Below are 21,737 nucleotides of genomic sequence, written 5' to 3'. Positions count from 1 at the left end.
GTAAATTTGCAGATTGCATCTCTCCGGCGCTCGCATTTCAGACATGCTGGGCTACTCTTGAACATGCCTTTTATATCAACAGGTGCATACCATGAATGTATCCAGTAGAACGGTTGTGATTTTGAACATCCTTTCCGCAACAGGTCTAGTGTTGATCCTCGCCGAACGATTCCACTGGTTCTGAGCCGACCCCTTGTTGGCATAACTCGATCGCTCCCGGGAAGGCGCATCTTTTGGCCCCGTTTGATAGACTATGCGTATCAACGAACAAGGATTAGGTTATGCCAACAAAACGATTTGCCGTAAAACACTGGAAAATGGTGCTGGTGCTGGTTGCCATCTGCGGTGCAATGCTGTTATTTCGGTGGGCGGCAATGATTTGGGGCTAAGTACAAATAAAAATAAATGCCGTTGCGCGTGATGAGAATTTATTGGCGCGGGTTAACCATAATAATGAAAACGGGCCGACACTTTCATCGGCCCGCTATGATTACATTTTATAGCCCAGCGAAATCGTGGTTCTGCGATCGGTATGATCCGGTGCCGTTTCTGGCGGTGAAGAGTTCCAGGTCACGTTGTAGGCCAATTTCAAGCCGAAGTGTTCATTGATAGCCACGTTCAAAGCGCTTTCGGAGTTCAGCGTCGTATCCTCGGCACCAAACACAGAAACACCCTGCGTAAATTTGGTGTTGTCGGTCATCTGCCAGGCATACGTGCCGGAAGCATAGCCCAGCGGCTGGGTTTCATTTTCGCCATTGGTGTACTCGTCATAGCGGACACCAGGACCGAATTCGAAACGGAGGCTGTGTACCGGACCATTCAGGAACTGACGACCATAACCGGCGGTGAACACATCGCGCTGGCGATAGCCGTTGAAGCGGTCAGTTAACCAACTTGCCTGACCAAAGATGTAGTCATAGTCGGTCATGTTGTAACGGCTACGTCCACCGACCGCGTATTTCTCGGATGAGCGTTCATCGTTAGCGGACGTATTGCTGGCATTCCCCCACAGCGACCATGCAGTGGTATTGCCGTACCAGGTCAGGGTGCTGTCCGCCGTCAGAGAAGAGCTTTTCGTATTACCCGATTGCGCGAGATACCCGGCGTTCAGGTTACCTTCAAACGGTTTTTTGGCAGTGGAGGGATCGTCCATGACAGTAAAAACGGTGTCATCGGCGGCTGCATTCAGTGATGCAAAAACGCCACCCGCCAGCATCAGTGCTGCGGGTACTGTCTTCAAAAGCTTCATTTTATTTAAGGAGTCCGTACAACAAAAAAAGAGACCACCACGGTCTCGGAAACTTTCTTGAGGATCAATGACAAGGCGTCCAGAGAAAGGTAACAAATTATAAAAAGGCGCAAATAACATAGCAATATTTTCTTATTTCATTTTTTGAATAAGAACGATCTCAAAACGCGTTTTATTTTATATATCCCTCATCGCATTTATGTCAGCATTCATTTTTAAAATCATACTGTTATTTACATTGCCTTCCTGTCGATCGGTGCCAGGCTTAAAAGAACCCATGCTAAAAGGAGGTTATGATGGCTTCTATTTATACGCTGACGCTCTCCCCTTCCCTCGACTCCGCGACCATAACGCCGCAGATTTACCCGGAAGGTAAACTACGCTGTAGCGCACCCGTATTTGAGCCGGGCGGCGGCGGGATTAACGTTGCGCGCGCGATTACCCACCTCGGCGGTAAAGCGACTGCCATATTTCCGGCCGGTGGTGCCACGGGGGAGCATCTTGTTGCCTTGCTGGCCGATGAACAGGTTGCCGTGGATACCGTAGACGCCAAAGACTGGACCCGGCAGAACCTGCATGTCCACGTTGAGTCCAGCGGGGAACAGTATCGTTTCGTTATGCCAGGCGCCAGGCTGAGCGATGATGAGTTTCGTCAGCTGGAAGAAAAGGTGCTAACCATTGAAAGCGGCTCGCTGCTGGTCATCAGCGGTAGCCTGCCGCCAGGTGTCAAAACAGAAAAGCTGACAGCACTGGTTGATGCCGTACTTCAGCGCGGAATTCGCTGCATTGTCGACAGTTCAGGCGAAGCCCTGCAGGCGGCATTAGAACCCGGACAGCTTGAGCTGGTTAAGCCTAACCAGAAAGAGCTGAGTGCGCTTGTTAATCGCGAACTTAGCCAGCCGGATGACGTGCGTACTGCCGCAGAAGAACTGGTTCGCAGCGGCAAAGCGCACCGCGTTGTCGTCTCTCTCGGTCCTCAGGGTGCGCTGGCCGTCGACAAGACGGGCTTTGTGCAGGTTGTTCCGCCCCCAATGAAGAGCCAGAGCACCGTCGGCGCAGGCGACAGTATGGTCGGCGCGATGGCGCTGAAGCTGGCGCAGGGCGCATCACTTCTGGAGATGACGCGCTATGGCGTCGCGGCGGGGAGTGCCGCCACCATCAATCAGGGAACGCGCCTGTGTTCGCTTGCCGATACGCAGAAAATCGTCGATTACCTGTCACGAAGCTAACCGATATATCCCCCTCCTGACGGAGGGGGAATATCTGTGGAAGTCGCCAAATATGGCGTATCGACTATGCTAAAAAAACTTTCAGGATAACAACGAGGTGAATTATGAGCAGTGGTGATATCACCCGCTACGTCGTGACCATCAGCCTTCATGAAGCATCGCTGACCGAGCTTAACGAGCTCAACAATGCCTTTACACGGGCGAATTTCCTGCTCACGCTAACGGATGACGAAGGTCATATTCATGATTTAGGCACCCTGGCGTTTGGCCTGATCGCAGCCCTGAGTGAAGAAGAGGTGCATGCGCTGGCCGCCAGCCTGGTGGAAAGCGTGACCGACAAGCCTGCCGACATCACCGTGGAGACGTGGGAACGCTGGCAGAAAAAAGAACAATAAGTGCCCTGCATGAAATTAATCCGCTCAGGTGTGCGTTAGTTCGTATTTTTTTACCGCAGTTATGCGCTAACTTTATGATCTGGCAGACAACATGGGAGAGTCAACATGTGGCAGGCAATTAGTCATCTTTTACATGAGCAATTGGGTGAAGGTGAAATTGAACTGCGTAACGAGCTGCCGGGCGGGGAAATTCACGCCGCGTGGCATTTACGCTACGCAGGACGCGATTTGTTCGTTAAATGCGACGAGCGAGAGCTGCTCCCGATTTTTACCGCTGAAGCCGATCAGCTTGAACTGTTGTCCCGTAGTAAAACGGTGACGGTACCAGAGGTGCTGGCCGTGGGCAGTGACCGGGACTACAGCTTTCTGGTGATGGACTATCTCCCTGCCCGCCCGTTGGACGCCCATAATGCCTTTATTCTCGGGCAACAGTTAGCGCGCCTGCACCAGTGGAGCGACCAGCCCCAGTTTGGTCTCGACTTCGACAACGACCTTTCCACCACGCCGCAGCCCAATGCCTGGCAGCGCCGCTGGTCGACGTTCTTTGCCGAGCAGCGCATCGGATGGCAGCTTGAACTGGCCGCAGAGAAAGGGCTGGAATTTGGCAACATTGATGCCATCGTCGAGCATGTGCAACAGCGCCTGGCCTCCCACCAGCCTCAGGCGTCTTTGCTGCACGGTGATTTATGGTCCGATAACTGCGCGCTGGGCCCCAACGGCCCGTATATCTTCGACCCGGCCTGCTACTGGGGCGACAGAGAGTGCGATTTGGCCATGTTGCCCCTGCATCCTGAACAACCGCCGCAAATATACGATGGCTATCAGTCTGTCTCCCCCCTGCCGCCGGACTTCCTTGAGCGCCAGCCCGTGTATCAGCTCTATACGCTGATGAACCGAGCCATTCTTTTTGGCGGGCAACATCTGGTCAACGCCCAGCGCGCGCTTGAACGCGTGCTTGCGGCTTAAAGACAAAACGGGTGGCCTTGCCGCCACCCTAATTCGTTACAGAAAACCGAGCAGTGAGAAGAAGAAATATCCCGCCACGATGATGATAACCGGCAGGATATAGAGCGGGAAAATTTGCAGGAAAATGGTGTGACGAGGCACCACAATGCGGGATTCAATCTGCTCCCGGCTCATTCCTTCAGGACCTTTCGCCTTCTCAAGGATAAGCTGATCTTCCACCCCTTCGCGTAAAAAACGGGTCTGGCGACTCATTCGTGCGCCCGATGCCTGCAGCGCCATCGCAATAAAAATCAGCGCATAGATAATCCAGAACCCGACATTCAGCTGCTGGTGAAAGTCCGGCGTTGGCGAGTTGAACCAGAAGACGTTCAGGAACGGGGTGTTAAACCGCACCATCTCAATCATGACATGCGCAAAATCAAGCATTACCGCATTAATGCCCGGCTGTTTTTCGCTGTGATCGTACATAAACTTCAGCACGGAGATCAGCGTAGAAATGACGGCGGGAATAAAAATCACCCAGCCTGCAATACGTTTTAAGACAGCAATGCGTCCAGCTTGTTGATACGTCATCAGTTCCTCTTCATAAAGACGCGTGATTTGAGCCTAAGTCTACCTGCTGGACATCAATTTCGCCCGCTCTTTAAAAGCAATATGCTAAATTGCAGACTGTGCTTAGCACTTATCGTCTGTCGAACACCTGGATAAGGAGACGTTGTGATGTCGACACCGCGCCAGATACTTGCCGCTATTTTTGACATGGATGGATTACTGATTGATTCCGAGCCGTTGTGGGATCGCGCCGAGCTGGATGTGATGGCCAGCCTGGGGGTTGATATCAGTCGCCGTAATGAACTTCCCGACACGCTGGGCCTGCGTATTGATATGGTCGTTGACCTGTGGTACGCCCAACAGCCGTGGGTTGGGCCCGATCGCGACGAAGTCACCTCGCGTATTATCAGCCGCGCCATCGCGCTGGTGGAGGAGAACAAGCCGCTCTTGCCGGGCGTACATGAGGCTGTCGCGCTGTGCAAATCTCAGGGGCTGAAGGTTGGCCTGGCTTCCGCTTCACCGCTGCATATGCTGGAAAAAGTGCTGATCATGTTTGAGCTGCGCGACAGTTTTGACGCCCTGGCGTCTGCGGAAAAACTGCCCTACAGCAAGCCGCATCCGCAGGTCTATATGGACTGCGCCGCGAAGCTGGGTCTTGATCCGCTTACCTGCGTCGCGCTGGAAGATTCAGTAAACGGCATGGTGGCCTCCAAAGCCGCGCGTATGCGCTCCATTGTGGTTCCCGATGAAGAAAATCGCCACGATCCGCGGTATGCTCTTGCCGACGTTAAGCTGAATTCGCTGGCTGAACTGACGGTACAACACCTGCGCGGCGAATAGCCCCTCCTACAGGCAGCGTCATGCTGCCTGATAAAAACAAAACACAGTTTCATTTTGTTTGCTTTTCTCATCCCTGCCTCCTATCTTTAACGTCAACACGACGATAACCAGCTTCTGAGGCGCGTATGATACTGGACACCTTTACTCTTTCAGGCAAAGTAGCCCTCATCACCGGGTGCGATACCGGGCTGGGGCAAGGCATGGCTATTGCGCTGGCGCAGGCAGGTTGCGATATCGTTGGGGTAAATCGCAAAGCTCCAGAGAAAACGGCCAGCGCCGTCACCGCCCTGGGAAGACGTTTTGTGGCTATTCGGGCCGATCTGAGCCAGCAGGAAAATCTTCAGTACGTCGTGGACACCGCCGTGGCGGAGATGGGACGAATTGATATTCTGGTGAACAATGCCGGGACGATTCGCCGGGAGGAGGCTCTGACTTTCAGCGAAAAAGACTGGGATGACGTTATGAACCTGAATCTCAAGTCGCTCTTTTTCCTCTCTCAGGCGGTCGCTAAGCGATTTATCACCCAGGGCCAGGGCGGCAAAATTATCAATATCGCCTCTATGCTCTCCTTTCAGGGCGGCATTCGCGTGCCGTCGTATACCGCCTCGAAAAGCGGCGTGCTGGGGATCACGCGCCTGCTGGCAAATGAGTGGGCGCTACATGGCATCAACGTGAATGCCATCGCGCCGGGCTACATGGCGACGAACAACACGCAGCAGCTTCGCGATAACGAACAGCGTAACGCGGAGATCCTTGACCGCATCCCGGCGGGTCGATGGGGAATACCGGATGACCTTCAGGGGCCGGTCGTCTTTTTAGCCTCCCCCGCATCAGATTACGTGAATGGTCACACCTTAGCCGTCGACGGCGGCTGGCTGGCGCGCTGAGGCGCGTTTGTGACAAACAGTTACACCGTCACCTCTTTCGCCCACTGTATAAAAACCCTATACTGTATAAATTGACAGTTTCGTGGGTTTTATCATGACGGCGGAAGGCCACCTGCTTTTTTCAATTGCGTGCGCAGTATTTGCCAAAAACGCAGAACTTACTCCCGTGCTTGCACAGGGAGACTGGTGGCATATTGTCCCTTCCGCCGTTTTAACCTGTCTGCTGCCCGATATTGACCACCCAAAATCCTTCCTCGGACAGCGCCTGAAGTGGGTGTCGAAGCCCATCGCCCGCGCGTTCGGCCACCGCGGGTTTACCCACAGCCTGCTGGCCGTTTTTGGCCTGCTCACGCTTTTCTATTTAAAAGTCCCTGAAAGCTGGATAGTGCCGGGCGATGCCATTCAGGGCATGGTGCTGGGTTATTTAAGCCATATCCTCGCCGATATGCTGACGCCCGCAGGCGTGCCGCTGCTATGGCCCTGCCGCTGGCGTTTCCGTTTTCCGATCCTTGCGCCGCAGAAAGGGAATCAGCTTGAACGCGTGCTGTGCATGGCGCTGTTCGCCTACGCCGTCTGGATGCCGCAAACCTTGCCCGAAAACAGTGCAGTGCGCTGGTCTTCCCAGATGATCAATTCGCTGCAATTTCAGTTCAATCGTTTTATTCATCACCAGATTGAACAGTAAACCAACAAAATCATTCCATTTGTGATAAACCATTCCATTTGGATATAAGCGCCACATCACACTTCTGCTAACCTTCCGCCAACAGGATCGGGAAAAACCGATCCCACATAATAAATCAGGAGAACGGGGATGAATTTTCCACTCATCGCGAACATAGTCGTGTTCGTCGTATTACTATTGCTTCTCGCGCAGGCGCGCCACAAACAGTGGAGCCTGGCGAAAAAAGTACTGGTCGGTCTGGTCATGGGTGTGGCGTTTGGTCTGGCCTTACACGCCGTCTACGGCTCCGATAGTCCGGTACTGAAAGAGTCCATTCAGTGGTTCAACATTGTCGGTAACGGCTACGTCCAGCTGCTGCAGATGATCGTTATGCCGCTGGTGTTTGCCTCTATTCTGAGCGCCGTAGCCCGTCTGCACAACGCAACTCAACTGGGTAAAATCAGCTTTCTGACCATTGGTACGCTGCTCTTTACCACGCTGATTGCCGCGCTGGTGGGGGTGCTGGTTACCAACCTGTTTGGCCTGACGGCCCAAGGTCTGGTACAGGGTACCGCTGAAACGGCGCGTCTGACCGCAATTCAAACCAACTACGTGGGTAAAGTGGCTGATCTGACGGTTCCGCAGATGGTCCTCTCCTTCATTCCGAAGAACCCGTTTGCTGACCTGACCGGTGCAAGCCCAACCTCTATCATCAGCGTGGTGATCTTCGCGGCATTCCTGGGCGTGGCTGCGCTTAAGCTGCTGAAAGACGACGCGCCGAAAGGCGAACGCGTGCTGACGGCGATTGATACCCTGCAAAGCTGGGTGATGAAGCTGGTCCGTCTGGTCATGCAGCTGACGCCATACGGTGTTCTGGCACTGATGACCAAAGTGGTAGCCGGCTCTAACCTGCAGGACATCATTAAGCTGGGCAGCTTCGTTGTCGCCTCTTATCTGGGCCTGGGCATTATGTTCGTGGTGCACGGTATCCTGCTGGGCGTGAACGGCGTCAGCCCGCTGAAATACTTCCGCAAAGTATGGCCGGTACTGACCTTTGCCTTCACCAGCCGTTCCAGCGCAGCGTCTATTCCGCTGAACGTTGAAGCACAGACCCGTCGTCTGGGCGTACCGGAATCTATCGCCAGCTTCTCTGCCTCCTTTGGTGCTACCATCGGTCAGAACGGCTGTGCGGGGCTCTACCCGGCGATGCTGGCGGTGATGGTTGCCCCAACCGTGGGTATCAACCCGCTGGATCCGGTCTGGATCGCCACGCTGGTCGGGATTGTTACCATCAGCTCCGCCGGCGTTGCAGGTGTCGGCGGCGGTGCAACCTTCGCCGCGCTGATTGTGCTGCCCGCGCTGGGCCTGCCCGTCACGCTGGTGGCCCTGCTGATCTCCGTTGAACCGCTGATCGACATGGGCCGTACCGCGCTGAACGTGAGCGGCTCCATGACTGCCGGTACGCTGACCAGCCAGTGGCTGAAGCAGACCGACAAAGCCATTCTGGAAAGTGAAGACGACGCCGAACTGGCGCACCGTTAATCTCGATAGAAATAAAAAAACCGCCTGATGGCGGTTTTTTTATGGCTGTTATTCTTCAACCTCTTCATCCTGGCGGATTTGCGTCGCCCATCGCTGGGCTGACTCCGGCACGGAAAACGCCGGCGACCGGCGGAAATGTTCCCCCATCAGGACAAAAGCCACATATTTACCGCGAAGCAGCCAGACATCACGAAAACCATCCACTTTCAGGGCATGGTCAGGCGGCGCGGGCTCAACGCGGGGCACATAGCTAATAACCTGGCGGTTTTGTTGACGAAGAGGTTTCATAAGCGACGGATTCACTAAAGCAAATTCTTGAAGCAGGAAAATTCTATGATAGCCGATCCTGCTGCCTTACGTCGCGCTCCGAGTGGGTGAGATGGCTCCTTTCGTTAATAACGTCATGTGAAAACTCTTAGTTAGCGAGCTATCTCACGACATTGTTCTATCCTTAATAGGGTTTTTAGCAATGGATAAAGGAGAAGCGTGCAATGTCGAACAAAGATAAATCACATCAATCACCGATTCATGGCACTGAAGAATCTCAACCGGGTATGGACTCTCTCGCCCCTGCTGACGGCTCTCACCGCCCCTCGCCGGGCCCATCAGCCCCTGGCGAACAACCAACCGCGCCGGGAAGCATGAAATCGCCGGACACCGGAAACGAGAAGCTGAAATCGCTTGAGCCACACCGTAAAGGCGGCGAAGGTTTTGCACTCACCACCAATCAGGGCGTGCGCATTGCTGACGATCAAAACTCCCTTCGCGCAGGCGCGCGCGGGCCGACCCTGCTGGAAGATTTCATCCTGCGGGAAAAAATTACCCATTTTGACCACGAGCGAATTCCGGAACGCATCGTTCACGCGCGCGGTTCTGCGGCGCACGGCTACTTCCAGCCCTATAAAAGCCTGAAAGCGATCACCAAAGCGGATTTCCTCTCCGACCCGGATAAAATCACGCCGGTCTTTGTACGTTTCTCCACCGTGCAGGGTGGCGCAGGTTCGGCAGATACGGTGCGTGATATCCGCGGCTTTGCCACCAAGTTTTATACCGAAGAGGGTATTTTCGATCTGGTGGGCAATAACACCCCGGTGTTTTTCATTCAGGATGCGCATAAATTTCCTGACTTTGTCCATGCGGTAAAACCGGAGCCCCACTGGGCCATACCCCAGGGACAAAGTGCGCACGATACCTTCTGGGACTATGTCTCCCTGCAGCCTGAAACCTTACACAACGTGATGTGGGCGATGTCCGACCGTGGGATCCCGCGCAGCTATCGCACGATGGAAGGGTTCGGTATTCATACCTTCCGCATGATCAACGCGGAAGGAAAAGCCACGTTTGTGCGCTTCCACTGGAAGCCGGTAGCGGGCAAAGCCTCGCTGGTATGGGATGAGGCGCAGAAGCTCACCGGGCGCGATCCGGACTTCCATCGCCGCGAACTGTGGGAATCCATTGAAGCGGGTGACTTCCCGGAATATGAACTGGGCTTACAGCTGATCCCGGAAGAAGACGAGTTTAAGTTCGATTTCGACCTGCTTGACCCGACAAAACTCATCCCTGAGGAGCTGGTGCCCGTTCAGCTGGTGGGCAAAATGGTGCTTAACCGCAACCCGGATAATTTCTTTGCCGAAAACGAGCAGGCCGCGTTCCATCCGGGCCACATCGTCCCCGGACTGGATTTCACCAACGATCCGCTCTTACAGGGACGCCTGTTCTCGTATACCGATACGCAGATTAGCCGTCTTGGCGGGCCGAACTTCCACGAGATCCCGATTAACCGCCCAACCTGCCCGTACCATAACTTCCAGCGCGACGGGATGCACCGTCAGGATATTGATACCAACCCGGCAAACTATGAGCCGAACTCCATCAACGACAACTGGCCGCGAGAAACCCCGCCGGGGCCGAAACGCGGCGGATTCGAATCGTACCAGGAGCGTATCGACGGCAACAAAATTCGCGAGCGCAGCCCCTCGTTCGGTGAGTATTACGCCCACCCTCGCCTGTTCTGGAACAGCCAGACGCCGATTGAGCAACAGCACATCATCGGCGGCTTTAGCTTCGAACTGAGCAAAGTGGTGCGCACCTACATCCGCGAGCGCGTGGTCGATCAGCTGGCGCACATTGATATTCAGCTTGCCCAGAGCGTGGCGGATAACCTTGGTATCACGCTAACGGACGAACAGCGCAACCTTGCGCCACCGAAAGAGGTTAACGGCGTGAAGAAAGATCCATCGCTGAGCCTGTATGCGGTGCCTGGAGGCTCGATTAAAGGCCGCGTGGTCGCCATCCTGCTGAACGACAAAACTCGCGCCAGCGACGTGCTGGGGATTATGCAGGCGCTAAAAACGCAGGGCGTACACGCCAAACTGCTCTATTCCCGCATGGGTGAAGTGACCGCCGATGACGGCTCCGTGCTGCCGGTGGCGGCGACCTTTGCCGGCGCGCCGTCGCTGACCGTCGATGCGGTGATTGTGCCGTGCGGGGATATTGCCAGCCTGCTCAACAACGGTGATGCCATCTATTATCTGCTGGAAGCTTATAAGCACCTGAAGCCCATTGCGCTATCCGGCGACGCACGACAGTTTAAAGCGCAACTGAAGGTGGCCGATCAGGGTGAGGACGGCATTGTCGAGGGCGATAACGTTGACGATGCCTTTATGACGAAGCTGTTTGATTTGCTCGCCGCGCACCGCGTCTGGTCGCGCAGCAGTAAGATCGATCAGATTCCGGCGTAAAAACCATTCCCGGTTGTGCGGCCTGATGCCCTCACCCCGCCCCTCTCCCACGGGAGAGGGAGAAAACAATAAAAACGGTAACCCAGGTTACCGTTTTGCTTTTACCTCGCCGCCCGGCACTTCTTACAGATCCCCAAACGTCCCCAACCGATACCCACGCTCGGCAATGGCGTATTTCAGCGACGGCGACGTCAGGACATCCAGCTCCGCCAGGCGCGGCCAGCAGTAGGCGCTCTTACGCACGGTGTTATCGACAAAGGCAGGATGCGCCATAACCTCCAGCGACCGTTCCCCCCGCGCGGCGGAATCCTCCAGCACCTTCAGGAACAGCGCTTCGTCGATCTCGTCACCGTAAAAGGCACTGCTGAACCCCTCTGTTGTTGTCACGGCAAAATCCGGCACGCCCTGCACCTCTCGATCCACGCGCATCGCCACGCCTTTGCGTTGGGCAAACGCCGCAACAATCGGGAAAATCGCCGGGATCATGTGCACATGATGGTGGCTGTCGATATGCGTCGGCGCCTTGCCAAAAAGATCAACAAAGCGGTTGTACTGGCAGTCCAGCTCACGGGCAATCTCCTCGAGCGGCAGAGCGTCCTGCTCCGCCAGCGCCCAAATCCATTTGCCCAGCAGACCGTCACGCGTCAGGCCCGGCATAGGCGAAAGCGGCATCCCGAGCGTCAGCACAAAATGCATGCCGACACCCAGCTCTGGCACCTCGCGGCTCAGCTGCGCCGCGTGTTCAACCGCTTCACCGTTCACCAGTGCCGTTGTAGAGGTCACTACCCCGCGGCGACAGGCTTCAATAATGCCGTAGTTCTGGCCTTTCGAAAGGCCAAAGTCATCAGCATTAACGATCAGCAGGTTTTCCATTGTGCGTCCTCTCAGTGTTGTTTGAACTTCAGCTTCTCAATCGTGGCGGCAAAGTTCGGCAACCATTTTTCATGCGCCAGGATCATCTCGCTGGCCAGTTGCTCCGCATCGCGGTCGGAATGCACCAGCGGGCTGAGGTTCAGCGCCAGAAGCACGTCATTGAGTTCACCGCTCAGCGCCGCGTTGCTCGCCGCCACTTCAAAGCCTTTGATGGTGTGGATCAAGCCCATAACTTTGTCGTCGAAGTGGGTGATACGTGGATGCGGTTTAGCCCCCTCGCGCCCCAGAATGCAGGTCATCTCGACGGCCCAGTCCGCCGGGATATTGTCGATATGGCCGTGATGCGGCACGTTAACATAGTGCTCCGCCTGCTTGTCGTTGTAGATGGCGTTGATCACCTCACACGCTGCATCGGAGTAATAGGCCCCACCGCGCTGCTCAAGCGCTTTCGGTTTGACGTTCAGGTTCGGATCTTTATATAAATCGAACAGCTGCTTCTCAACTTTCTGAACGATTTGCGCACGCGCGCCGCCCTTATAGTACTCGCCCATTTCGATAGCCAGCATCTCTTTCTGCTTGAAGTAGTAAAGCAGGTATGAGCACGGCAGCAGATTCAGCGAGCGGATCAGCCCTTCGCTGAACGGCAGGTCAAAGATGTTCTTCACGGAGGCCGCGGTCAGGCGACCGGAAGCCACGCCGTCGAGCAGTTCGGCAAAGCGCGATTTTCCGTTCACGATGACGTCTTTAATGAACACCATGTGGTTCAGGCCGAACAGATCGATTGAGAGATCGTCACTGTCGGTCAGCTCCAGCACGTCGCGGATAAACATCTTCATGCCGATCGGGATATTACAGACGCCGATAAAGCGTTTGAAATTGGTATGACGATATACCGCCTCGGTCACCATTCCGGCCGGGTTAGTGAAGTTAATCACCCACGCGTTCGGGCAGATCTCTTGCACATCTTTGACGATGTCGAAAATCACCGGAATGGTACGCAGGCCTTTGAACAGGCCGCCCGCGCCGTTGGTCTCCTGCCCCAGGTAGCCGTGGCTCAGCGGAATACGCTCGTCCAGCTCGCGCGCTTTTAGCTGGCCGACGCGCAGCTGAGTGGTAACGAAATCCGCATCTTTCAGCGCCAGGCGACGATCGAGGGATTTATGCACGGTCATAGGCACGCCCGCTTTCTCAACCATGCGCTTGCACAGGTCGAAAATAATATCCAGCTTCTCCTGACCTTCCTCAACGTCCACCAGCCATAATTCGCTGACCGGTAATTCATGATAACGTTTCAGAAAACCTTCGAGTAATTCCGGGGTATAGCTGCTGCCGCCACCAATGGTTACGACTTTTAATTTCTTTTGCATAATATCTCCCTTAGCGTATCAGGTTAATCGCCTGCAAGGTATAGCGTACTCTTCCCGCTATTTGGGCAAGCCATTAAAGCAATATTTATGGCGGGTAATCCGCCGAAAGTTAATTAATTACCGTTAAATTCTTCCGGTAGCTGTTCGGTGTGAATGAGGTCAACTTCTTAAAAGTTTTAATAAACAGGCTGGGACTGCTATATCCTGACTCATAGGCAATATCGGTGACAGAATAGTTGGTAATCTCCAGCTGTTTTTTGGCAAAATTAATGCGGATTTCATTAATTATTTGCACCGGCGTTTTACGATAATAACGCTGCGTCGCGCGGGTCAGATATTCCTGGGATTTCCCCGAGAGGGATACCATATTTTCCAGCGCATTTTCGCTGAACTGGCCTTTATCGTGCATCAGTTCCACGGTGCTGCGCAGCCACTGTGGAACGTCATCCGTCACCTGCTGCTCTTCACGGTGATGCCGCAACCGGTTCATCACGTAGAAGGTCACCGTTTCAATAAATTCATCAAACTCATTGTCGCGGAAGTTAAGCGAGGCGATGACCGTTTCAATCCAGGTCATGAACTCGTTTTTCACACGATATACCTGGGACGCCACAAAGCAGAACGGCACCAGCGGCAGATAGTGCTTCTCAAAGAAGCGTCTGCTGACGCCCACGTTCAGAATGCGGGTCGCGCCAAATTCGTAAAAGCTCTGGTGATAGGAACCCATCGGCAGGAAGACAAAATCCCCTCGCTCCAGCAGGACGCGCTTACCATTGATCTCCTGGTAGTAGCGGCCGGTCAGAACAATCGTGAACTCATAGTAGTCATGCTGGTGCAGACCGCTGGCGCTCTCCGTCTTGTTGTAGATAACCACGTGAAAATTTTTGCCATTAAACAGTTGTTGTTCAAATGCGGTTTTGATTTCCATCGTGCTGACCTCCTGCTGCTCAATCCGACCTAGTGCATTTTCTCGTGAAGCTCAATCAACTCCGCCACCAGCTCACGCGCCAGCATGGACGTCATCAGGTGATCCTGAGCGTGTACCAGCACCAGGCTGACCTTCATCTTCCCTTCGCCCTGGTCGCTTTCAATCAGCTTTGTCTGCACCAGGTGCGCTTCGTTCAGGGCCGTGCGGGACTGCTCCATCATGGTTTTCGCGGCGGCGAAATCGCCCTGCTTGGCCTGCTTCAGTGCGGCATACGCCAGGCTGCGCGCCTGCCCGGAGTTGATGATGAGGCCCATCACCACTTCTTCGAGATCGTTCTCTGCGGCTTCGTCTGCGACGATACTATCCAAATCTAACATGTTTTAGCTCCTTGTGGCTGGCGCGGGCTTCCCCGCGCCGGTCAATATTAGAATTTCAGTGAGAGGGCAATTTCCTCTTCGCTCTCTTCTTCATCAATGATGGTGGCAGCTTTGTTCGCAATCGCCACGAACGGCATGTACAGCAGGGTGGCAATCCCGAGGTTGAATATCGCCAGCAGGAAGGCCGCGACGCTACCGTTGGTGTTAAAGAAGGCACCCAGACCTGCCGGCATGGTCCACGGAGCAATGTTGGTGATCGGTGGAATAATACCCATGTAGTAGGCCGTCAGGGTGATCGCTGCCAGCAGCGGCTGCACCAGGATGAACGGGATAAACATTACCGGGTTCATGATGATTGGCAGACCGAACAGAATCGGCTCGTTAATCTGGAAGATGCCTGATGGCAGGGCCAGTTTCGCCACCTGACGATAGTCAGCGCGACGAGAGACAATAAAGACCGCGATGATCAGACCCAGGGTCGCCCCGGTACCACCCAGGAAGATATAGGAGTCAAGCATCGGCTTCGCCCACACATGGAAGGTTTTACCTGCCGCCAGCGCCGCGTCAACGGAGCCGTACTGCTGGTAAAGCGCAACGTTTTCCAGTGCCCATGGGGTCATAATTCCGCTGTCCAGCGCGGCCAGTGCCAGTGAACCATGCACGCCGAAGAACCACAGCAGAGAGGTGAAAATCACATACGCCCAACCGACCACGCCACCCATCGACGCCAGCGGCGTAGAGATAGAGTCCATGATGATCTGGTGGAAGTTCGTGCCCCAGTGAGAGAGCGCCCAGGCGATAATCCCCATGATGGAGAGGATAATGAAGCCTGGGATCAACGCGGAAAATGAACGAGAAACGGAGGCTGGCACGCTATCCGGCAGGCGGATAACCCAGTTGCGACGGATAATAAAGGTGAACATTTCTGCCACCACCAGGCCGATAACAATACCGGAGATGATGTTGGCTCCGCCCAGCCAGTTTGCGCCAACGGCGTAGGCTTCACCCACGCTGTAAGGCGTGACGGTCATAAACGCGGCAACGGATAATAATCCGGCGGCCAGCGGATCCACTTTTCGCTCTTCAGCCAGCGCCATCCCAATAAAGAAAGGCGCCATCAGCGACATAATACCCAACGTACCGTTATATACGTTGCCGCCGATGGCTTTAAAACCATTAAGGGTTTCAATAGTGGAAGCGTCTAACCGAATTCCTAATGAATAAAAGAAGGAACCTTCACCAAAGCTCAGAAAAACGTTGTTAATTAAAACGAACATGGCCCCGGCCAGCGTCAACGGCATTAATTTAATAAAACCGTTTTTGATGGCATTAACGTGAGGCTGCTTTCCTATTTTAACAGCAAAAGGAAGGAGTACCTTTTCAAGTGAAGCGATGACTTTACTCATAGGAAAATACCCTTAAATGCCGTAACGCATGTTACGGCGTAATTGTGTGTGAAATAACTCTTTGACGGGAAAAATAAAAATTAATTAGCAGCTTTTTTAATGGCTGCCACAGCAGCTTTAAGTACACCTAAACCATCGATCTTGCCGTACAGCCCCGAGTCGATCACTTCGACCGGTTTATTCGGTAGCAGTCGTTGAATTTCGGGCAACATATAGGCAATTTGCGGCCCCAGTAACACAACATCGGCTTTCTGGCCTTTTTCGCCCGCCAGCGTTTCCGGAAACGCTTCAATCACCACAGGAACTTCATACTTTTCAGCCTGCGCGCGCATCTTTGACACCAGAAGCGAGGTTGACATGCCCGCTGAGCAGAACAGGTAGATATGTTTCTTTTCCATCATAATTTCCCTCTTGTATGACTACCTGCCGTCGCGCTATCACTCGACTCGCTGTCCCGGCAGACAGGTAGCTTGCGTACTGTTGTTTATCGTTGAAGTGAGTATACGCAATGGTACAGAGGGGAGATAATTCTGGATAGGCCTAAATTGTCTCTCATTGACCTGGCTTGTTGACTACCTTCACATTTCAGGCAAATAATTCGCGCAAAGAAATAAGATTAACGTATGAATAAAAAAACCGGCCCAGAGGCCGGTTTGTTAACATCTTCAGGCAAGCAGGGTTACTGCGCCTTAGGTGCCTGCGGATCGGTGTCGTATTCAGCACAGGTCTGATAGCCGGAGTTAATCACATGTCCGGTATCATCCAGCGCGACGAAGTAGGTTTCTGCCTTACCATCACGTTGACCCAGGATATAAGTCTGACACGTACCGCGCGCGTGAATCATGGTCACTTCAGAAGAAGGCTTGCCGGCGATCGCAGCCACCTGCGAACGTGTCATCCCTTTTTTAACGTCTTTAACCACGGGCTGGGTAAACTGATCCTTGGTGCGATCGTAAGCCGTACACCCTGCCAGCATCGTCAGTACCGCCGCTGCGCTAAGAATTCCTGCTACGTTCTTGTTCATATTCCGTCCTCTTGTTTATCAGCGTGTTATCTAAGCATGGGATAAAAAGTACTATTGTTCAACTTTGTGATTTACGCCAGACGAATTTCGGAAAATTCTAATAAAACAACGATAAGCTGCTAAATCGCCGCAAATTAACGCACTCGAAACTGTGATCCTTGTCGTTTTCCGCCCAAAGGGTTAGTTTTAACAGTTAACACATTCTGTTTATGTTCTGCATACGGAGGGCATGATGGCTCTGCAACAAGAGATTATTCAGGCGCTGGGCGCTAAGCCTGCGATAGATGCACAGGAAGAGATCCGCCGCAGCGTGGATTTTTTAAAGTCGTACTTAAAAAAGAACGCTTTCCTGAAATCCCTGGTGCTGGGCATCAGCGGCGGGCAGGACTCTACCCTGACGGGTAAACTCTGCCAGATGGCGATTTCAGAGCTTCGTGAAGAGACGGGCGACGAAGCGCTGCAGTTTATCGCCGTGCGTCTGCCTTACGGGGTTCAGGCGGACGAACAGGACTGCCAGGACGCCATCGCGTTCATCCAGCCCGATCGCGTGCTTACCGTCAATATCAAAGCCTCAGTGCTGGCAAGCGAGCAGGCGCTGCGTGAAGCGGGCATTGAATTGAGTGATTTTGTGCGCGGCAACGAGAAAGCGCGCGAGCGCATGAAAGCGCAGTACAGCATCGCCGGGATGACCAAAGGCGTTGTGGTAGGCACCGACCATGCGGCAGAAGCGATCACCGGTTTCTTCACCAAATACGGCGATGGCGGCACCGACATCAACCCGATTTTCCGTCTCAACAAGCGTCAGGGCAAGCAGCTGCTCGCCGCGCTGGGCTGCCCTGAGCACCTGTACAAGAAAGCGCCAACAGCGGATCTGGAAGACGATCGCCCTTCCCTGCCGGATGAAGCGGCCCTTGGCGTCACCTATGACAACATTGATGATTATCTGGAAGGCAAAACGCTGGATGAAGGTACCGCGAAAATTATCGAGGGCTGGTACCTGAAAACCGAGCACAAGCGCCACACGCCAATTACGGTGTTTGACGATTTCTGGAAATAAACGCAAAACGTAAATCTTTGCTCCCTCTCCCCTTTAGGGAGAGGGCATCAGGTCACCCGGCTCTTTTTTAACCACAGCACACCTGCTACACTGTATACCTGAACAGTATATGGAGCAGTATGTGAGCAGGCGTCAATCAGCCCCGCGTCTTGAGTTTGAAGCGGCGGCTATCTATGAATATCCCGAACATCTTCGCCCCTGGCTTGAGGCGCTGCCCAAACAGCCGGGTGTGTACATCTTTCACGGTGAAAGCGAGACCCTGCCGCTCTACATCGGCAAAAGCGTTAACATTCGCAGCCGGGTGTTATCCCACCTGCGCACCCCGGACGAGGCCGCCATGCTGCGCCAGTCGCGACGCATTACCTGGTTCCAGACGGCGGGAGAAATGGGCGCGCTGTTGCTGGAAGCCCGGCTGATAAAAGAGCAGCAGCCGCTCTTCAATAAACGCCTGCGCCGCAACCGCCAGCTCTGCTCCCTGCAGATCGCCGACGGCAAGCCGCAGGTCGTCTACGCCCGCGAGGTCGATTTCTCCCACGCCCCGAATCTCTTCGGGCTGTTCGCAAACAAGCGTGCCGCCCTACAGTCTCTGCAGGCGCTCGCGGACGAGCTGCAGCTTTGCTATAGCCTTTTAGGGCTAGAGGGCACCACGCGGGGCCGCGCCTGTTTCCGCTCCGCTCTGAAGCGCTGCGCGGGCGCCTGCTGCGGAAAAGAGAGCGTTGAGGCGCATCACGCCCGGCTCCTCGCGGGACTGGCCGGGATCAGCGTCAATTGCTGGCCGTGGGACGGCGCCGTTGCGCTAAAAGAAGTGGGTGAAACCATGACGCAGTATCACATCGTCAATAACTGGCTCTGGCTGGGGGCTGTCGATAATTTAAGCGACGCGGCAACCCTGCTGCGCACCCCCGCGGGATTCGACCACGACGGCTACAAAATCCTCTGCAAGCCCGTATTAGCGGGCAAGTTCGAGATCATCGCGCTCAGTGACCCGGCAGCCAGTTAATTTCACTGAACAGCAGGGTGCCCTGAGACTCCAGCAGACGCAGAGTATGGGTCCCCTCCTGCCAGCTGGCGCCCTGATCGGCCGTGAGTAATTTATCACCCAGCTGCCACGCCCCGCTTAATACAAACACCACGCCCCCGCGCGAGCCAAAGGTGGTAAAAGTACGATCGGCAACCCGCACCTTCGCCTGACAGCAGTCGCGCCGGGTCATGATGTTGAAATCCATCGCCATCCTGCCATCGGAAAGCAGCGCCTTCACCGGCAAATCGCCGGCAAAACTGTAAGGCTGATGCTGTTTAAGGGTATGGCAGAACGCCTGACCGGCATCCAGCGTCACCTCCCCGCCTTCCAGCAGGGTAATGACCCGGTCGACACCGGGAAACGAGGAGAATTCGCCGTTGCTGGCGATGGTCGCGATACTGGCACGCCAGAAAAAATCGCGCGTCGCGGGAGGGATACAGCAAATTTCTCGCGTTTCGCCGGCACCATTGCGCCAGAGGCTGACCGGCATCTTACGAATATCAAAGAACTCCATCACCACTCCTGAATGGCACAACCCGTGCCAGGGCAAGGATATCGCTACCCCTGCAGTCTTGTTTGTTATCGTTAGGTATTCACAGACACAGTATCGGCAGCAGAGCGGGCAGGCCTTAGCGGAACGTAAATAAAAATGCTAACGCCATGACTCTACAGACATTCTCTGAAGCGACTACAGGAGAATACCGCGCTGGCGGCGGCAGGCAAGAGGGCAGAATAGAAAAACCGCCGGTCCTGTCCACAGCGATTTCGCTTTTGTGGACAGGATCCCGGCGGTCTTAAGAGAGTGAACCGATTATTCGGTTGGTGCTGGCATTTTACCTTCCATCGCCGGACGTTCTGTCAGACGCTTCTCAAAATTGGCATTAAACTGTTTTTTCTGTTCCGGGGTCAGAATGTTGTAGATCTTGTTCTGGGTTTCCATGTGCGCCAGCATGCGGGCTTTGTGCTGCTCGGCCATTTTGTCGATCTGCGCTTCGGCTTTCGCCTTATCGAAGCTGTCGCTGGCAATGATGTCATGCATTGCGCGGCGCTCTTCCAGCGGAGGACGCTTCATCTGGTCACGCTGGCTTTTCATGATGTCGCGGATCTGCTGCTTCTGCGCGTCCGTCAGGTTCAAATCTTTGAACATCATCATCTCGTGGTGCATACCCGGCTTGCCTTTATGATGCATCATCATTTTGCCTTCAGCTGGCGCGGCGGTGGTGGTTGCGGTATCTGCGGCGAACGCCATGCTGGTAGCGCCCAGAGCCAGGGTAGAAGCAACAAACAGTGCAGTAAACTTACGCATAATTTATTTCCTTTCTTTCAGTTATTCTTCGGCGCTATGCCGTGTTGACGAGATTAACTTTACGGGGTTTATCGTCAATTAATCAGAGCAACGGTAAAACAATGAAAGTGTAAAAAACAATTTTTCGCCAAATGTGGAGGAAATAAGGATAAAGCGTGGAGAGTTGCAACAAGAAATATTCAATACGATGATTTTAAAGCTATTTAGCAGAAGTATAACGAAGTGACGGTGAATAATAAAGCAATTCGCCAGGAATATTCCGTAAAAGAAATCAGAGCGCTTTAATCGCTAAGAAAACATATTTACTTCCCCTCCCGGATGGTGAGAGGGGAAAGGTTCAGGTAAGTTTTTCCAGCATCAGACCGGCCCGCAGGCCAAACGCTACGGAGGGGTTGGGGAACAGCACATATTCGGTGGTTTTCTGCACCTCGTAACGCTCTTCGCCATCTTCCGCCAGCAGAGCCCCTTTGCGAAACGGCGTGAAGTTCAGGGTGTGCGCGGCCATGTGAAGCTGGAAAGCCTCGCTGCGGCGGGTGATCTGCTGTACGACCCGGTACCGCTCTACGGGCTGATGTGCGTGCTCGGTAGCCGTCCCACCGAGCAGCGCCCGAAGCGCGAGCTCCGTAGGCGCAAAGCGCGTGAGATCGTTCTGTCCGAACGGTAGCGCTTTTCCCAGCTCCAGCGTACAGGACAGCGCGCCAAACCGTTCGCAAGTGAAGTGAGTAAAGGTCCCGCCCGGCGACTGATGAAACACCAGCGCCTCCAGCCCGGCATCCCCCAGCCAGCTCAGAAACGCTTCATCCCACGGCTGATTGCGCTGCGGCAGAACGCCGAATCTGACATGGTAAGAGGCGCGGATCGCCGTATGCAGATCCAGATGCCAGCACGCCGATCCCGCCGCGGCAAAAAACGTCGTCACGACGTTCTCCAGCCACTGCGCGCGCGCCGTTTCGTCACTCTGCGGAAACTGCGACCAGCGACCGCCGAACATGCGGTTAATGTCGCTGACCAGGTACCGTTTGTTTTGCGCCAGCGCAGGCGGATTGCCAAGCACCACCAGCACGCGGCACGCAAGGGCGATCTCGCCGCGATACAGCGCGCGCAGCAGCCCATCGACGATCTCAACGGGTGCGGTTTCATTCCCGTGGATCCCCGTGGAAAGCAGCAGCGATAACGCGCTGCTGGCCTTCGGTGTCAGCTCAAGCACCCCGCGCCCCAGCCACCGCCAGCGGAATGAGGGGCCTTCCCCTTCACTCTGGTCCGGCGTTTCATCGGCCAGGGTCAGCGCCAGTAAATTTTCCATATCCACTCCT

General features: G+C 54.5%; 25 protein-coding genes. 12 read left to right on the top strand and 13 right to left on the bottom strand.

Annotation, left to right across the window (positions count from 1 at the left end; all coding sequences use genetic code 11):
• Nucleotides 1-91 precede the first annotated feature (91 nt).
• A complete protein-coding gene (gene yncL, locus APT89_RS23550; RefSeq protein WP_071787459.1) occupies nucleotides 92-184 on the top strand; it encodes a stress response membrane protein YncL in 93 nt (30 codons plus the stop codon).
• Nucleotides 185-281: 97 nt separating this feature from the next.
• A complete protein-coding gene (gene yniD, locus APT89_RS24170; protein WP_088205299.1) occupies nucleotides 282-389 on the top strand; it encodes a small membrane protein YniD in 108 nt (35 codons plus the stop codon).
• Nucleotides 390-490: 101 nt separating this feature from the next.
• Here the strand turns inward: yniD and APT89_RS15380 are convergent, their stop codons facing one another.
• A complete protein-coding gene (locus tag APT89_RS15380) occupies nucleotides 491-1,249 on the bottom strand; it encodes a DUF481 domain-containing protein (RefSeq protein WP_028012813.1) in 759 nt (252 codons plus the stop codon).
• Between the two features lie 296 nt (nucleotides 1,250-1,545).
• Between APT89_RS15380 and pfkB the strand changes: the two genes are divergently transcribed.
• The 3 genes from pfkB to APT89_RS15365 all read left to right on the top strand — a co-directional run bounded on the left by pfkB (nucleotide 1,546) and on the right by APT89_RS15365 (nucleotide 3,839).
• A complete protein-coding gene (pfkB, locus tag APT89_RS15375; protein WP_041910452.1) occupies nucleotides 1,546-2,478 on the top strand; it encodes a 6-phosphofructokinase II in 933 nt (310 codons plus the stop codon).
• A gap of 104 nt (nucleotides 2,479-2,582) precedes the next feature.
• Nucleotides 2,583-2,873 carry a type V toxin-antitoxin system endoribonuclease antitoxin GhoS gene (gene ghoS / locus APT89_RS15370; RefSeq protein WP_028012811.1) on the top strand — a complete coding sequence of 97 codons (291 nt, stop codon included), beginning with the start codon at nucleotides 2,583-2,585 and terminating at the stop codon, nucleotides 2,871-2,873.
• A 105-nt stretch (nucleotides 2,874-2,978) separates the two neighbouring features.
• Complete coding sequence (locus APT89_RS15365; protein WP_041910453.1) at nucleotides 2,979-3,839, top strand: fructosamine kinase family protein; 861 nt, start codon at nucleotides 2,979-2,981, stop codon at nucleotides 3,837-3,839.
• A 36-nt stretch (nucleotides 3,840-3,875) separates the two neighbouring features.
• Here the strand turns inward: APT89_RS15365 and APT89_RS15360 are convergent, their stop codons facing one another.
• Nucleotides 3,876-4,412 (bottom strand): YniB family protein, encoded by a 537-nt coding sequence (locus tag APT89_RS15360; protein ID WP_045261585.1) that lies wholly within the window; start codon nucleotides 4,410-4,412, stop codon nucleotides 3,876-3,878.
• A gap of 147 nt (nucleotides 4,413-4,559) precedes the next feature.
• Here APT89_RS15360 and hxpB point away from each other — a divergent pair, with 147 nt between their 5' ends.
• The 4 genes from hxpB to APT89_RS15340 all read left to right on the top strand — a co-directional run bounded on the left by hxpB (nucleotide 4,560) and on the right by APT89_RS15340 (nucleotide 8,324).
• Nucleotides 4,560-5,231 carry a hexitol phosphatase HxpB gene (gene hxpB, locus APT89_RS15355; RefSeq protein ID WP_028012808.1) on the top strand — a complete coding sequence of 224 codons (672 nt, stop codon included), beginning with the start codon at nucleotides 4,560-4,562 and terminating at the stop codon, nucleotides 5,229-5,231.
• Between the two features lie 125 nt (nucleotides 5,232-5,356).
• A complete protein-coding gene (gene kduD, locus APT89_RS15350) occupies nucleotides 5,357-6,118 on the top strand; it encodes a 2-dehydro-3-deoxy-D-gluconate 5-dehydrogenase KduD (protein WP_060572869.1) in 762 nt (253 codons plus the stop codon).
• A 94-nt stretch (nucleotides 6,119-6,212) separates the two neighbouring features.
• Nucleotides 6,213-6,803, top strand: a complete 591-nt coding sequence (locus tag APT89_RS15345; RefSeq protein ID WP_032644865.1) for a metal-dependent hydrolase — start codon at nucleotides 6,213-6,215, stop codon at nucleotides 6,801-6,803.
• Nucleotides 6,804-6,932: 129 nt separating this feature from the next.
• The gene (locus APT89_RS15340) at nucleotides 6,933-8,324 is read left to right on the top strand and encodes an L-cystine transporter (RefSeq protein ID WP_060572866.1); all 1,392 of its coding nucleotides are present in this window, start codon (nucleotides 6,933-6,935) and stop codon (nucleotides 8,322-8,324) included.
• A 48-nt stretch (nucleotides 8,325-8,372) separates the two neighbouring features.
• Here APT89_RS15340 and cedA read toward each other — a convergent pair whose 3' ends face one another.
• Complete coding sequence (gene cedA / locus APT89_RS15335; protein ID WP_223239595.1) at nucleotides 8,373-8,648, bottom strand: cell division activator CedA; 276 nt, start codon at nucleotides 8,646-8,648, stop codon at nucleotides 8,373-8,375.
• A gap of 167 nt (nucleotides 8,649-8,815) precedes the next feature.
• Between cedA and katE the strand changes: the two genes are divergently transcribed.
• Entirely contained in the window at nucleotides 8,816-11,065 is a 2,250-nt protein-coding gene (gene katE, locus APT89_RS15330) for a catalase HPII (RefSeq protein WP_049000718.1), read from the top strand.
• A gap of 123 nt (nucleotides 11,066-11,188) precedes the next feature.
• Here the strand turns inward: katE and chbG are convergent, their stop codons facing one another.
• From chbG to osmE, 7 genes are all read right to left on the bottom strand, one after another.
• Nucleotides 11,189-11,938: a chitin disaccharide deacetylase gene (gene chbG, locus APT89_RS15325; RefSeq protein ID WP_041910458.1), complete on the bottom strand. Its 750-nt coding sequence runs from the start codon at nucleotides 11,936-11,938 to the stop codon at nucleotides 11,189-11,191.
• 11 nt (nucleotides 11,939-11,949) lie between these two features.
• On the bottom strand, nucleotides 11,950-13,305 hold the full coding sequence (locus APT89_RS15320; RefSeq protein WP_028012802.1) for a 6-phospho-beta-glucosidase: 1,356 nt from the start codon (nucleotides 13,303-13,305) through the stop codon (nucleotides 11,950-11,952).
• Nucleotides 13,306-13,414: 109 nt separating this feature from the next.
• Complete coding sequence (chbR, locus tag APT89_RS15315; RefSeq protein ID WP_028012801.1) at nucleotides 13,415-14,257, bottom strand: transcriptional regulator ChbR; 843 nt, start codon at nucleotides 14,255-14,257, stop codon at nucleotides 13,415-13,417.
• A 5-nt stretch (nucleotides 14,258-14,262) separates the two neighbouring features.
• The gene (gene chbA / locus APT89_RS15310) at nucleotides 14,263-14,610 is read right to left on the bottom strand and encodes a PTS N,N'-diacetylchitobiose transporter subunit IIA (protein WP_028012800.1); all 348 of its coding nucleotides are present in this window, start codon (nucleotides 14,608-14,610) and stop codon (nucleotides 14,263-14,265) included.
• A gap of 47 nt (nucleotides 14,611-14,657) precedes the next feature.
• The gene (gene chbC / locus APT89_RS15305; protein WP_028012799.1) at nucleotides 14,658-16,016 is read right to left on the bottom strand and encodes a PTS N,N'-diacetylchitobiose transporter subunit IIC; all 1,359 of its coding nucleotides are present in this window, start codon (nucleotides 16,014-16,016) and stop codon (nucleotides 14,658-14,660) included.
• 80 nt (nucleotides 16,017-16,096) lie between these two features.
• Nucleotides 16,097-16,414 (bottom strand): PTS N,N'-diacetylchitobiose transporter subunit IIB, encoded by a 318-nt coding sequence (chbB, locus tag APT89_RS15300; protein WP_014883474.1) that lies wholly within the window; start codon nucleotides 16,412-16,414, stop codon nucleotides 16,097-16,099.
• A gap of 281 nt (nucleotides 16,415-16,695) precedes the next feature.
• Complete coding sequence (osmE, locus tag APT89_RS15295; protein WP_003857836.1) at nucleotides 16,696-17,040, bottom strand: osmotically-inducible lipoprotein OsmE; 345 nt, start codon at nucleotides 17,038-17,040, stop codon at nucleotides 16,696-16,698.
• Between the two features lie 232 nt (nucleotides 17,041-17,272).
• On the opposite strand from osmE, the gene nadE reads away from it, so the two are divergent.
• Together nadE and cho are read left to right on the top strand one after the other, a co-directional pair.
• Entirely contained in the window at nucleotides 17,273-18,097 is an 825-nt protein-coding gene (gene nadE, locus APT89_RS15290) for an ammonia-dependent NAD(+) synthetase (RefSeq protein ID WP_028012798.1), read from the top strand.
• Between the two features lie 121 nt (nucleotides 18,098-18,218).
• Complete coding sequence (cho, locus tag APT89_RS15285) at nucleotides 18,219-19,097, top strand: excinuclease Cho (protein ID WP_060573053.1); 879 nt, start codon at nucleotides 18,219-18,221, stop codon at nucleotides 19,095-19,097.
• On the opposite strand, the gene ves is transcribed toward cho, so the two are convergent.
• The 3 genes from ves to astE form a co-directional block, all read right to left on the bottom strand.
• A complete protein-coding gene (gene ves, locus APT89_RS15280; protein WP_045261590.1) occupies nucleotides 19,075-19,632 on the bottom strand; it encodes an environmental stress-induced protein Ves in 558 nt (185 codons plus the stop codon). The two genes, cho and ves, sit on opposite strands and share 23 nt — an antisense overlap.
• Before the next feature lie 297 nt (nucleotides 19,633-19,929).
• On the bottom strand, nucleotides 19,930-20,424 hold the full coding sequence (spy, locus tag APT89_RS15275) for an ATP-independent periplasmic protein-refolding chaperone Spy (RefSeq protein WP_028012795.1): 495 nt from the start codon (nucleotides 20,422-20,424) through the stop codon (nucleotides 19,930-19,932).
• Nucleotides 20,425-20,761: 337 nt separating this feature from the next.
• Entirely contained in the window at nucleotides 20,762-21,727 is a 966-nt protein-coding gene (astE, locus tag APT89_RS15270; protein ID WP_060572864.1) for a succinylglutamate desuccinylase, read from the bottom strand.
• Between the last annotated feature and the right edge of the window lie 10 nt (nucleotides 21,728-21,737).

Source organism: Enterobacter sp. 50588862 (genome assembly GCF_001462935.1).
Taxonomy (GTDB): Bacteria; Pseudomonadota; Gammaproteobacteria; order Enterobacterales; family Enterobacteriaceae; genus Enterobacter; species Enterobacter bugandensis.
This window is presented reverse-complemented; position numbering and strand designations above follow the sequence as displayed.